The organism is Pedobacter arcticus A12, assembly GCF_000302595.1.
In the GTDB taxonomy this organism is placed as follows: Bacteria; Bacteroidota; Bacteroidia; order Sphingobacteriales; family Sphingobacteriaceae; genus Pseudopedobacter; species Pseudopedobacter arcticus.
In genome coordinates this window covers 723,390-737,159 of the sequence record NZ_JH947125.1, presented here as the reverse complement: position 1 = coordinate 737,159, position 13,770 = coordinate 723,390, and the positions used below count along the sequence as shown (strand labels likewise).

Below are 13,770 nucleotides of genomic sequence, written 5' to 3'. Positions count from 1 at the left end.
TGTTTTTTTTAACCGCAGAGGACGCGGAGGCCACAGAGCTAATTTGATTATTTGTGTGCTTTGTGGCTGATATTGCGTTAAGTTTACAAATATAGTAACGGATATTTGATCGGTAAGTTGCGGATAACTTCTTCTACTTTGGGTCGGTGTTCCAGACTTTTCCAGGTGCTGAACCACGTTTGGTCCTGGTACGCAGTTGCCCCGAAGATCAGGAACGGCTGTGCCACTGGCCACTCTTTCCAGTACATCACATCGGGTCTCAAGGTCCATCTGCTTTTATCTGCGATAAAAGGGTACAAAAACTCGATTCCTTTTTTGATCGATTTTCCATCAGCTGTGGTGTAAGTAAAGAGCTTGTCTTCTGGTGTTGAAAGTATCTGGCAGAGCACAGTCATCGCATCCAGGTTAAAAATAGAATAACCGTAAGGTTTGGTACGGGCCATCTCTAGGGGGAAGCTTCCGTCTGTTGCCATCTGGCTGGGTAGTAGAACAGTTTTGTAACGGTCTGAGGCAAACTTAAGCAGTTCCCCATTGCCCGTAAGCTTTGCAAAACCGGCTATCTGTAAAGTAAAACAGGTTCCGTGATTGTTCTTTGCGTTCATCTCCTCGATACCGTTCTTGCTGGTCATCAGCCATTTGGTATAGCTGGAGAACCAGCTCTTGATGGCTTTCAGATCGGCAGGACTGATTTTATCTGACATCACCAAAGCTCCCTGTGCAACATCCAGCAGATGGATGGTATCGATGATACCGATACCCCTGCCTTTGAACCTTCCGGTAATGGCCTGTGCGTATTCCAGGTCTGGGTTCATCTTGGTGCTGGCGTTTACAAACCAGGCTTTCAGATGAAGAACTGCCTGCTTTACATACTTTTCCTCTCCCGTGATCTTATATGCTGATGCCAGAGCACCCACGATCCTGTTCAGACGGATCATCGCCAGCCGGTGTGCAACAAAGTTGTCCGGATTGGTCAGCCCGTCTTTCTGGATATAGGGCGCACTGGCGTCTTTTGGATCCGGCCACCAGTAGTCTCCCTCCGAAAAGAAATCATGCTTCCCGCCCGCACTTCTTGTTGATGTTTCTGCGGTGACGGTGACCGGTTGCTGTTGCATGGCCCAGTCTGCCTCGGCCAGGGTCTGTTGTTTCAGAACTTCTTCTGCCTGCTGTGCTATATTGGTTTTCTTGTCCAGTTTGGGCGAACATCCCACAAAAAACAACACTCCGATAATACTTAAGAATCTCTTCATTTTTTACAAGTTTAAGAACTGGGTCGGGATACTATCTGACTTTACAGAGGCAATGCTTTTCCCCTTGTTTGTATATAAACTGATTACTGCTCTTCCGTTGTACAGCTGTACTTTGCGTGAGCCTGAGGAGGTTCCCTGATCATCGATCAGTTTCCCGTCTCCGGTCAGCCCGAAATAAACGTATTCTTTCGCATCCAAACATAAGACACCATTGGTATCCAGCAGTTTTGCCTCTATCGTGATCTTCCCATCGGCCTCTTGTAGCTTTGTCAAGGTCAGCTTTGCGGGCTTGCCCCATTTGGCGGTCTGGTACTCTTGTCTTATCTCATCGGTTACGGTCTGTTTTCCTCTTTTGGCCACAACCCTGATCTCGTTGTTCCCTTCTTGGTAGTTCACCATCCAGCGTAAACCAGAAGCTGGAAAGTCTTGGCTATTCCGTTTTTTAACGCCCTGGCTTTTTCCGTTCACGAAAAGCTCTGCCTCATCGGCATTGGAATACACTTTTACCATCCGCTTATGTCCCTTATCGCCCCAGCGTACCGGCCAGCTGTGCCCGTAGATGTGTGCCATCAGTCCTTCTGTCCAGTACGACTGGAATACGTAGTATGCTTCTTTCCTGGTAAAATCTCTTTCCACTACTCCCTTCTGGTTCATGTATGGAACGGGATTCTCCGGACGTACAGGTGTAGAGAAATCTTTGAAAGGCCAATAAGCAGCACCGCTCAGCCAAGGCATGGTCTCCTGTTCTTTCAGATGCCAGTCGATCAGGTTCACGATATAGGATTCGCTCCAGTCGCCATCTTTGGATACTCTTGCGCTCCCGCCGTAGAGCGAGGCATCTCCTGCCCGCTCGCCTGCACTGTCTGCTTTCCTTACCTTGCTCAGTGCATCGTCCGGGGATTCTGAATGGCGCCCTGCATGGCTGTCGCCTCCCCATTCTACGTGTATAAAGCGGTCGACCGTGTCGAACTCTTTCTTGGATACTTCTTTGTAATCGGTATAGATCCCGCGGTACCAGCCTGCCCAGATGGATGGTGAGTACACATCTACGATATCCTTACAGAAGTCACAGCGTCTGATCGCGGTCAGCCGGGTATGGTCCAGCTTATGGCTCAGGCTGTTCAGTTCGCTCATGTAGGTTCTGATCTTTCCTTGGTCAAAGGTGGTGAAATCGTTGGGCCAGTCGTTCTCGTTGCCCAGCCCCCAGATGATGACCGATGGATGGTTGTAGTGCTGTTCGATCATGTTGGTCAGCATCCGCTTGCCCTGCGCCTGGTAGACTTCGCCTCCCAGACCGCCACGGCACCATGGAATTTCTTCCCACACCATAATCCCTAGACTATCGCAAAGGTTTAGTACGATGCGTGACTGCTGGTAATGCCCCAACCGGATAAAGTTCACGCCCATACCTTTCATCAGCTTCATCTCGGTGCGGATCATATCTTCTGTCATGGCCTGCGCTACACCGGCATGGTCTTCATGGCGGTGGGTCCCTCTCAACAGCAGGCGCTTTCCGTTCAGCATGAAGGGTCCTTTCTTTACGAACTCAAAGTTCCGGAACCCTACTTTTTCTGTGTGTACTGCTTTCTCGCCATTCTGTTCCACACTGATCTCTACGGTGTAGAGATTGGGTGTCTCTGGAGACCATAAGATCGGTTTTTTGATATTCATCAGCGAAAGCGCTTCTTCAGACTTTAAGCCTTTAATTTCTTTCTGGCTGTTGCTGATGGTCTTTCCTTTCGGGTCGGTTACTTTGATATTGACACTGGCCTTTGTGATGTTCAGCGGGTTGTAGAAACGTGATGATATCTTCAAGATTCCCTGTCTGCCTTTTGCATCAACTTCTGACAAAGCAAAAACTTTATCTATTGACAGCTGTGGAGCGTAGACGAGGTTAAGGTAACGGTAAAGTCCGCCATAAACGTTGAAATCGGAAAGATCCGAAGGCATCATCTCTAAATCTCGCGTATTGTCGCAACGGATGGAAATGGGGATTCTGCCCCTGAACCTACCGCTGAACACGCTGTCTTTTCTGAAAGATGCAACCGCATCCGTGATGTCGACAGTCCATTCATCGTATCCACCTACGTGTTCGCCTACCTTGGTATTGTACACATACACCTGTGTCTTCTGCCCGGCACCTTCAAAATGCAGTAGGGTTCTACCGTTCTTATATGGATTCTCAATTTTTAGATTACTGCGGTACCAGCCGGGTCCCTGATAATAATTTACGTCTGGGTCTACCGCGTCTGTGGCGTTGAAGCAGTGCGGAAGGGTTACTCCTGTCCAGATCGGAACTGTCTCCGAACTCCCCGCCTTTGCATCGCGGTTCGCCTCCCAGATCCCGCCAAGGTCGCTCCTCAAGAACTCCCAGCCCTGCCTGAGCCGTTCGCTCTGTTGGCCATAGGTGGTTATATAAGGAAACAAAAATAGGGCTAGGGCTAAAACAATCTTAAATCGATTCATTTGAATAGGGTTTTTCTTGTAATTGATATCGCTAAAATATAGCTTGTAAGCAATTATGTTAGGGAATATCTTAAATAAGAGATGTAGAATCTTAATATTTATGGATTTTTGATTGAAAAAATCAACATATATATCTCCTTACTCATGCTTTACCCAAAGCTTATAAATTTCCACTTCGCCGTAAGCATCACAACTTTCACCTGTTACCTTTTTATTTCCTTGACAGGATGATTGTACATATGCACCAGCTTTAAAATAGGCACCAGAGAATTTAACCTGATAAGTGTAGACCAAAACATCGTTGTAATAACACTCTACCTGATCATTATGTACTTTAAACATCACTGTAAAGCGCTTACCTAACGTGTAATTATTATCTAAAGTAGGACCGTTTTTGCCGTTTAAATCAATAAATAGCTTTTGCTTTTCTAACCTAAAAACAATCACATCATCATTAGCATCATGAATTTGACCAATAACAATATGGGGTTTAACGGTTGGTAAATGAACAATAGCTTGCTCAATAAATAGCGTATGAACTCCAGAAGATGAACCCCAAGAAGCATTGGCAGCACCTTTATCGGTCATCTCTCTTAACTCGCTACGCGGGTAACCCGAACCCGAAGTTGTTACGCCACCCGCGTTGGCTTTAAAAACTACTCCATTTTTATTGGCATTTAAATGAAACCAGTTGGCATCAATAAAAGTATTTAATGTTGGCTGTTTATACTCATCAACTTTACCGGGTGTTTGTGTATCTGTTGGCGTGTTCAATTTCCAATTGCTTAAATCTATGAGCTCTGCAGGGTATTTTTTATCCGCAACGACTTCTATCGGAAGAATGGCAACCGGTGGAGTGGGCGTTTTTTCGGGGACTTGCTGTGTTGCACATGATGACATCAATAACAACGCTAAAGATAAATTTTGCATGCTGAGTAGGTTGTTTTTAATAGTCATTATTAATTTCGGCACCTATTGCTTTTCCATCATTACCTTTCTTTAACTCAGAATAGTTACTGAGGTTAAAATTAAACTGGTTGCTATTCTGATAAGTGGGCTTAACCTGGTAATTATGTGCACCCAAAACTTTATCATAAAAAGAAGCTACTTTACCCGATTGGTAAAAGTTGCAGTAATCAACTTTGATTTCGTCCCAACGGTATTCTTTAAATTCAATAGAACGACCACCTTGCCCGCTGTTAGAAAAAAGCGAATTGGTAATACTGGCGTATTGTGCACCAACTAAGCGTACTACTGTGCCTTGTTCTCTGTTTTCCACCTCGTTAAAAGTGCAATGGTCAATGGTAACAAACGGGCCTAAAGTACTTTCATCGTTTCCACCACGGTAAACATTAATGGCACTGCCTAAAACATTGGTAAAAACACAGTTTTTCACGATAGTGTATTCGGCGCCGTATATTCCTTTATCGTCTCTTTCTTCTCCTAAATTGATTCCACTGCCCGAAATATTGCGAAATAGTGAATTGGTGATAATTAAACTATCTGCCAAAGTAGATTTTGAACCCTTAAACCCAGAGAAAGACCCTTCGTTATAATCGTAGAATTCGCAATGGTCAATTTTAACCTTGTAATGCTTATTCATGGGTTCTTCTGTTGATGCAATTCCTGCTTTGGTATCTCCAAAACTTTCAAAAGCACCTTTAAACGCCAAACCTTTAACATTTAATTCGCCACCGTTTTTAATAATGATAAAGGCTGGTAAAGATTTAAAACTGGTATTTACAAAAATAGGTTTGGTTTTTAAACCTAGCTTAGCCATAATGGTAATTGGTTTATCAATCACCAAACTTTCATTGAGCTTTACGTAACCTTCATCACTTATGATTAAGGTATCTCCAGCAATCATTTTCTGTAAAACATCTGCTATTTTATCGCTTTGCGCTGATTTAAGTTCGAAACTTTTATTGGATCTTTCGGCGTTTTGAACCTGAGGTTGATACCATTTTGCTCCTGTTTTCTGTTTGGTTACAAAGGTTAGCTTTTTAACATCAGCACCCATGCTTTTATTGAAAGGAAATGTAAATGCTCCATTTTTTATTTCTGTCGCTCTCGCTGATGAAAAATTAGCAGGCAAAACACCTTTAACTTCACCTATCACACCGTTATTTTTAAAAATAATACCACCATCTTTATTTTCATCTTGATAAAATGCTGAAGGCGTATTTGTAAATAAATTATTGGCAAACAAAACATTCTGAGGCGATAAGGTACGCTCCGCATCTTTACCTCCACCAAATAATACGGGCGCACAATTGATAAATGTATTGTTGTTGATGGTAGCGTCTGTTACTTGATAATACCTGTTGATTAAAGAATTTGGAACTCCATTTAATACCGACAAAGGTGAGCGGAAGCCAGTGCCTTGCAAATCTTTGAACACATTATTAAACACTTGATGACCAGGATTAATTACCCTTACACCTCCCGTAAAAGGTTTGTTATTACCTAAAAAAAGATTCCCGGAAACCACATTTTTGGAGCCATGGCGCAATACCAAACCACCTTCACATTCAACAAAAGTGTTCCCACTAACATTGTTCTCGCCAGATTTAATGGAGATAATCTCCACCTCGCCATTGCAACGTTCAAAATAGTTGTTTTTTATCTGCGTTCTTGACGCTGTTAACGAATATCTAGAAACACCAATGCGCATGGTTTCGCCACCGTTAGAACCAAACCTTTCTCGAACTTTGAAATAGTTATGGTCAATGCTGTGGTAATTCTCCTGGCTGCGTTCGTCATTCAGCTCCGCAATAACAGTTGGGCCTGCATTCAATTTATTCACTAAGGTTGTATGATCTAACCGATTATTCTTTCCCCAGAAAACCACCCAATTATCACTTTTAAAACGATCTGGCTGACTAAAATCCTCAATCACACATTCTGTAACCCGGCAGTTATTGGCCAAATTATCATTATTGATACGGAAGGTTATTACATCTGCTTTTGGCGAATAACCATTTTTAAAATGGAATCCCTTAATGATTAAGTACTCACCACCAATTTTCAAATCGGATTGACCAGTAATTAAAACCGATATTTTATTTTCGGGCATAATTACAATTGGCTTTTGTGCAGTTCCATTTCCCTTTACCTGTAGTTGTACATTGCTCCATTCTTTGTTTTGCAAAAAAATGGTGTCGCCGGGTTTAGCATTAGCTACTGCGGTTTTTAATTCTTTTGGGTTGGTAACTATAACTGATGCTTTTATGCTTGGGCCTATCAATAAAAAGGCTAAAAATAATTTGAATTTCAACATATTAAAGACATTGTAAAACCAAACATCCTGCTTAAAACAGGATGTTTGATTAATTATTATTTAAGAAAAAAACTGATTCTACTTTTGGATGTAGATATCGAATTTAATGGTCGAATTAACAGCTCCATCATCTTTCGCATCCTTTATACATATTAAAGCATTTTTAGTAATGGATGTTAGCGGATCTGTTATTTTGAGATACACAAGCTTACCATCGGTCAAGTTAAACAAGGATGCAGTTGCTGCAGCTGTAGCGGTATATCTAGGGGTATTAGAAGTTGGAGCTGAAATGCCAGTAAAGAAAGCATCACTCAAATCGTCTATTTCGTTATTATCTAATAATGTATAAATATTGTTCACCCCAGTTACACCTTTAACCAACACTCTAAACTGGGTTTTGTGAATAACCGCAGTATTATTAGGTACCCAACCTACGTTATTACATTTTAAGTTAGCTGGAAAACTTCCAGGACTAGCAGGATTAAAAAATGTTAAACCAGCACTTTGTTGTCCAAAAAGCATGATTATATTAGCCTCGTTTGCAAGCAACTCACAATTACCTATAGTAGTACCATTCATTAATAAGGCAGTTGCTGTACCAGCATTTTGTGCGGTCATCACTATATCTCGATAAGCTACACTTCCATAAGTTATATTTAAAGGTATAATTAACTCGGTCTGTAAATCTTCCTGATCTATGGCAACCAATTTTATATGCTCAGCTCTTTTACGGAAGGTGTAGCCATAATTGAAATTATAATCTAACACACCATTTAGGTTATTTACAGTGCCAACTAAAACGTAAGCACCTTTATAATCGTCATAAATATCTACACGTTTTAAACCTGTTATAGCAGTAATTTTACCAGTTACAGAAGTAGTTCCACCTGTTTGAATAGGTGTAATAGCAGTTGCAAAATTTGCAAATTTAGGTTTAAAAATAGCCACATCAACTGGCATGTTAATTATAACTTCATTCGGCTGGTTATAAATATCTACCGCTACAATTTTTATATGTTGCGCTGCTTTACGATAGCCATAAGCGTAGTTTAACGTATACTCTTTTAAACCATTGGCTTCAGTAATACTATTTACCAGCACATAAGTGTCTTCTGTTTGGTAATCATCATAAATATCAACACGTTTTAAGCCGTAAATGGAAGTAACTTTACCTGTAATTGTTGTTTTTCCTCCTGTAAGATCCGCAGTAATTTGAGTTGGAAAGTTTATCAACTGAGGTAAATCTGGATCGAAAAAATTAACATTTATAAATCCTTCTATAGAGCTATTATCCGTTTGTTTAACCAACACCTTAACCCCTTTAACTTTAGTCATGTTGTAAGCCGGGAAAGATTCTGTAGGGATAGATAAGTCATAACTAGTAGGGTTTTCTCCCGAATTGTTACTTACATAAATTAAAGAGTCAGTTTGATCTTCTCTAATAAGAAAACAATAAACAAACCTAATACCCTTAGGTGAAGTTATTTGGGCAGTAACTGCTTCTACTGGTTCAAAAGAACGCGTAGCTTTATTAAATGTGTAATCTATTGCTTCAAACTTCCCGCCACCATTAATGCCTGTTGTATCTTTTTTACAGGAAGATATGGTCGCTGCAAACACTACGAAAAGCAGCAATAATGTTAAAATTCTTTTCATCTTCTTATCTTTATTTGTACTGTTTAATAACCTGAATTTTGAGCGATCTCAATCTGTGTATTTGTATCTATCTCACGCTGTGGTATAGGTAACAACAACTTCTGCGTAGTTACATTTGCCTGTAAATCTGCAAGAGCTATTTGCGGTTTGTACTTGCCATAGTGTGTGCTGTATTCTGCAGAATAATAATTTTTCATAATATCAACTGCCTCACCAAATCTTACCATATCAAAAAATCTCTGATTTTCGAAGGCTAACTCTAAACGGCGTTCATTAAGTAAAGCTGCCTTAAAAGTAGTAGCATTAGTTAAAGCGGGCGTTCCTGTGGCTGGATATTTATAAAAAGCAGATCCAAAAGTTCCTGTTGTGTAATTGCCTGCTCCCGCTCTTTCTCTTATCCTATTAATTAAGCCAACAGAAATACCAGCGGCCCCATCGTATCCTAAAGCTTCAGCTTTCATCAACAATACATCAGAAAACCTAATCACTGGAAAATCGTTCTCGGCATCGTCTTTTATAACCACCTTAGACATAAATTTATTAACATACAAAGGAGTTGTACTATTGGCATACACCGCTATGGTAGCATCTTTACGACTATCTTTAAAGCCTGTTACAGGGGTAGAAAATGCAGCATTTATATTACTAGTTGGATAGTTAAAACCACTACCATCTCCATTAATGACAGCATCTCCACTACTTGCTGGCGCAAAACTGTTGGCCATAAAGTTCCCCAAACCTACCAAGCCAGCTTTGTAACGAACAGCAAAAAGAATTTCTTGATTCATTTCGTTGTTTACTGAAAAAACTCGGCTAAAGCTAGACTCTAAGCCATAACCACTATTAGTAATTACATCATCCAATAATGGAAGCGCAAGGTCTGGACGTGGAGAAGGCATTGTTAAATAAACCTTAGCTAACAATGCTTTTGCCGACCAAGAATTAGCTTTTCCTAAAGTATTGACAGGAATTTGAGCGTATTTACTAGCGCCTGCCTGCTCACTTGCTGCCTGCAAATCACTAATAATAAAATTATAACAATCTTGTACAGAAGATCTGTTAATGCCTTTAACTTGCGTAGGTGTAACTGGTTCTGCTATCAAAAACACACCCCCAAACAGCCTTACCATATTAAAATAATGGTACGCTCTAAGAAATAACGCTTGACCCGCAAGTTCTGCTTTTTGTGCATTTGTTACATTAGCAGTTGGCTCTCCGTAAACCAAGTGTCCATTACCATCATAAGTTATACCTAAGCTTCTGAGTACATAATTAATATTACGGATGTTGCTATAAACATTTAACCAGTAATTATATACCTGTTGGTGTTGCGGACTAACGGTATAAAGGTTAAGTACATTTAATTCCTGATTTGTATTGGTTGTACTACCAGTAGATCTTTGCTTTGCATTGTCGCTTCTTAATTCTGTAAGCATCCATTCGGTAACCAAAGGAGCCTGCATTCCATTATAACATCCTGCTAACGCAACATTAACCTCTTTATAGTCTTTGTAATATTTAGATGCGTCCTCATTAGATATTGGACCCACGTCTGTTAATTTTTTACAAGAAGATGCACCCATTACTAGCACTAAGACTAATGAGAGCGTCGCTAATTTTGTGTTTCTAAATCTATTAGCTATATATAAAAATTGTTTCTTCATCTCTTTTTGCTTTTTTAAAATCTTAAAAATTAACATCTAACCCGAAAGTAAATGTTCTGTTTACAGGGAAACCACCACGCTGATAGCCCATAATAACTGGAGAAGAATACATAGAAGAAGTTGACCTAGCTTCTGGATTAATTCCTCTATATGATTTTCCAGTGATAAAGAATAAATTATCACCTGTTGCATAAAATCTCAGGTTATTAACTTTAAGTTTCTTTAATGCGCTTTTTGGAATGGTATATCCTAAAATTATATTTCTTAAAAAAACATACGAAGCATCTTCAATTACATAATCTGTAAGTAATATATCCGCAGCAATTCCATTGGTATAATAAGGCGTTTTACCATCACCTGGATTGGCAGCACTTACCCAACGGTTGTCTGTAAAGTTTCTATTCAATTTCTTAGATTCATTATAATAGATATCGCCGTTTACAAGTTGTCCACCTTGCGATCCTTGTATCAACACATTTAAATCAAAGTTTTTATACTTAAAGGTGTTGGTTATACCATAAATAAAATCCGGAAATGGAGAACCGATAACCGTACGGTCTTGCACATCTATCCTTTTATCATCATTTAAATCTTTCAATTTTACACCTCCGGGTGCAAAATAACTTTGAAGAATTGAAGTTTGTCCATCTGCAATTGCAGCGTCAATGTCTGCTTGCGAAAGCCATACACCATCTGTTTTGTAGCCATAAAACTGCACATACGGCTGACCAACAATAGCTGCATAGATTTCGTTTCTTTCTCCATAATTATATTGGTAAGGCTCGCCTCCTAGTTTCAACAACTTATTTCTATTTGCAGAAATATTAAAGGAGGTTGACCACAAAAAGTTTTTCTTATTGATGTTGTTAGAACTAAATTCAAGCTCTATCCCGTTATTTCTAATGGTTCCGTTGTTGTTCCAGTAAGAATCAGATCCGGAATAGCCTTGAGTTGCTTGTTGCAATAGTAAATTATCGGTAACGGATCTATAAATGTCAACACTTAATTGAAATCTATTTTTGAGAAAACCCATATCCAAACCTAAGTTTGTAGATTTTGTAGTTTCCCAAGTAATATTAGGTCCAAAAATAACAGGGTTGTTAGGTGATTGACCGGGATTTACCTGACCAGTGCCCTCGCCAAATGAATAATTTGATCTAAATAGTAAATCTAAATAAGAAAAATCTGGAATACGGTTATTACCAGTTTGTCCGTAACTCGCTCTAATTTTCAAGTTTTCTAACCAGTCATGGGTATTTTCCATAAAAGATTCGTTGGTAACATTCCAACCAGCAGAAACAGAAGGAAACCAACCAGATTTCTGCCCATCCCTGAACTTAGAGCTAATATCTGTACGTAAGCTACCAGCTAATAGGTACTTATTTTTATAATCATAAGTAACACGACCTAAGTAAGAAACCAAGCCTACTTGGGTTTTAACTGGAAAAACTGGTGCTTGATCATAATATGCTGCCTGGTTTAGGGTGGTAAAATCATCTGATGGAGAATTATATCCAACTATACGAGTGCCATCCATCATGGTGTTTTGTGCAGTAAAACCAAGTAAACCTGTAAAATTATGATTACCGATTTTCTTGTTATAATTCATGGTGTTTTCCCACAAAATATCTAACGTTCTACCTGTTGTTATCGAGCCAGAGTTTACGTCGCCATCTTTACGAGCATTACTTTTGGTAAAAATTTGATCTTCTCTTGTGCTATAATATGTACCAAGCGAAGTTTTAAAAGATAAATCTTTAGAATATTTATAGGTTAAGTCTGTACCTCCTTGAAAGCGGTAAGTTGTGGTGAATCTATTTTCCCTATCTGCTATAGAAAGCGGCGAGTTATTTTGCGACGAGAACGGAGCAACACTTGCGCCACTATTCCAGAAAGTACCATCAGGCATATTTCCGTAGTAGTTTAAGTTGGTGAAATGGCGAGCTTGAGCCCAATCTCCTTCTTTAAGATAAGACCATTGTGCATTCTGACCTACAAAAGCAGCGGTAAAGTCGGTATGCCTAGCTGGCATAAACGACGGAAACCTATAATAATCGGTAAAATTCACCGCTGGTCTCTGTAATTTGGTATAAGTTGGGTTAAGGTTAATGTTCAGCGCAAGCTTAGGCGATAGATTAACATCAAATTTAACCCGGAAGTTTCCTTTATTGTTCTCACTATACTTCATCACACCTTGGTCTTGTTGTAGGTTTCCAGAGATATAATACCTCATATCTTTTTTACCTCCAGAAGCACTCAGTTGCATGTTATAAATCCCTGCATTACGCAAAGCTTCATCTTGCCAATTAACACCATCTCCACTAATCTGGTTTTCTATAATATAAGCCGCTCTTTCATTATCAGTAATTAAATTACGAGAAGCAACTGCCACTGTTGGATCATTTTCTCTTAGTTTAGCTTCTGTAAACAACAACTCTGTGTACTCGGCCGTAGACATTATTGGATGCTCGCTATAAGCTTCTTTAAATCCATAATAGGTTTTTAAAGTAAATTTTGGCTTATCAATCACACCCTTTTTTGTAGTGACCAAAATAACACCATTTGCACCTCTAGAACCATAAATAGCAGCTGAAGAAGCATCTTTAAGCACTTCTATAGATTCAACATCAGACGGATTGATGAAAGAAAGTCCATCTGCTATTGGATGCCCGTCTACCACAACCAAAGGATCTGCATTTGCATTAATAGAAGTTGCACCTCTGATACGCAACGTAGGCTCTGTACCCGCTTCAGAACTATTAATCTGTACAGATAAGCCCGCAATTTTACCTATTAATGCATTATCCAATCGGGATGTTGGAAGTTCATCAAGATTTTTATTATCCAATTTAGCAACCGCACCCGTAACCGACGACTTCTTTTGCGTTCCGTAACCGATTACAACAACTTCATCTAATTTGCTCCTTTGCTCCTCTAGCGTTACGTTTAACGTTTTTGCTTCGGTAATTCCTATGGCGTAAGATTTATATCCTAAAAAGGTAAATACCAAAATCTTACCTTTTTCAAGATTAATGGCGTATTTACCATTCATATCTGAAACCACACCAGTGTTAGAATCTTTAACGGTAACAGAAACCCCTGGCAAAGTTTCTCCCGTTTCCGTTTTAATTACGCCCTGAACTTTTACTTTACTCTGTGCCATCACATTGCTTACTCCGCAACATAAAAAAACCACAAAGCAAAATGTAAAAGCTGAAATGTAGACTTTAAATTTCATAATTATCTATTGGTTATAAATTGGTTTACTCCGGCTTATAAAAGCCACTTGATTGGTTTACCAAAAATTGGTTTACCAAAAATATCATTTTATTTCACTAATACAAAAGTTTAGCCCATCTTTTATAAAAATTGGTCGAAACTTATTCTGAAAATAAGATATAATGGTTCAAATTATTGGTGATGCTAATTTATAGCCTATTGATAATCTTAGGGGGCA

At 39.5% G+C, this 13,770-nt stretch carries 7 protein-coding genes; all 7 read right to left on the bottom strand.

Annotated elements, in window-relative coordinates; all coding sequences use genetic code 11:
* Positions 1 to 83: 83 nt before the first annotated feature.
* The gene (locus B176_RS0104425; RefSeq protein WP_017257573.1) at positions 84 to 1,247 is read right to left on the bottom strand and encodes an alginate lyase family protein; all 1,164 of its coding nucleotides are present in this window, start codon (positions 1,245 to 1,247) and stop codon (positions 84 to 86) included.
* A gap of 3 nt (positions 1,248 to 1,250) precedes the next feature.
* Positions 1,251 to 3,713 (bottom strand): glycoside hydrolase family 2 TIM barrel-domain containing protein, encoded by a 2,463-nt coding sequence (locus tag B176_RS0104420; protein ID WP_017257572.1) that lies wholly within the window; start codon positions 3,711 to 3,713, stop codon positions 1,251 to 1,253.
* A 138-nt stretch (positions 3,714 to 3,851) separates the two neighbouring features.
* Entirely contained in the window at positions 3,852 to 4,643 is a 792-nt protein-coding gene (locus tag B176_RS0104415) for a polysaccharide lyase family 7 protein (RefSeq protein ID WP_154647883.1), read from the bottom strand.
* Between the two features lie 16 nt (positions 4,644 to 4,659).
* The gene (locus B176_RS0104410; protein WP_017257570.1) at positions 4,660 to 6,993 is read right to left on the bottom strand and encodes a polysaccharide lyase 6 family protein; all 2,334 of its coding nucleotides are present in this window, start codon (positions 6,991 to 6,993) and stop codon (positions 4,660 to 4,662) included.
* Positions 6,994 to 7,071: 78 nt separating this feature from the next.
* Positions 7,072 to 8,649: a hypothetical protein gene (locus B176_RS0104405; RefSeq protein ID WP_017257569.1), complete on the bottom strand. Its 1,578-nt coding sequence runs from the start codon at positions 8,647 to 8,649 to the stop codon at positions 7,072 to 7,074.
* A 23-nt stretch (positions 8,650 to 8,672) separates the two neighbouring features.
* Complete coding sequence (locus B176_RS0104400; protein ID WP_154647882.1) at positions 8,673 to 10,313, bottom strand: RagB/SusD family nutrient uptake outer membrane protein; 1,641 nt, start codon at positions 10,311 to 10,313, stop codon at positions 8,673 to 8,675.
* 22 nt (positions 10,314 to 10,335) lie between these two features.
* Positions 10,336 to 13,551: a SusC/RagA family TonB-linked outer membrane protein gene (locus tag B176_RS0104395; RefSeq protein ID WP_017257567.1), complete on the bottom strand. Its 3,216-nt coding sequence runs from the start codon at positions 13,549 to 13,551 to the stop codon at positions 10,336 to 10,338.
* Positions 13,552 to 13,770 lie beyond the last annotated feature (219 nt).

Excerpts from the sequence above, each read along its gene's own strand:
- B176_RS0104400 (WP_154647882.1), bottom strand. The coding sequence starts at position 10,313 with ATGAAGAAACAATTTTTATATATAGCTAATAGATTTAGAAACACAAAA.
- B176_RS0104420 (WP_017257572.1), bottom strand. The coding sequence starts at position 3,713 with ATGAATCGATTTAAGATTGTTTTAGCCCTAGCCCTATTTTTGTTTCCT.
- B176_RS0104415 (WP_154647883.1), bottom strand. The coding sequence starts at position 4,643 with ATGCAAAATTTATCTTTAGCGTTGTTATTGATGTCATCATGTGCAACA.
- B176_RS0104425 (WP_017257573.1), bottom strand. The coding sequence starts at position 1,247 with ATGAAGAGATTCTTAAGTATTATCGGAGTGTTGTTTTTTGTGGGATGT.
- B176_RS0104395 (WP_017257567.1), bottom strand. The coding sequence starts at position 13,551 with ATGAAATTTAAAGTCTACATTTCAGCTTTTACATTTTGCTTTGTGGTT.
- B176_RS0104410 (WP_017257570.1), bottom strand. The coding sequence starts at position 6,993 with ATGTTGAAATTCAAATTATTTTTAGCCTTTTTATTGATAGGCCCAAGC.
- B176_RS0104405 (WP_017257569.1), bottom strand. The coding sequence starts at position 8,649 with ATGAAAAGAATTTTAACATTATTGCTGCTTTTCGTAGTGTTTGCAGCG.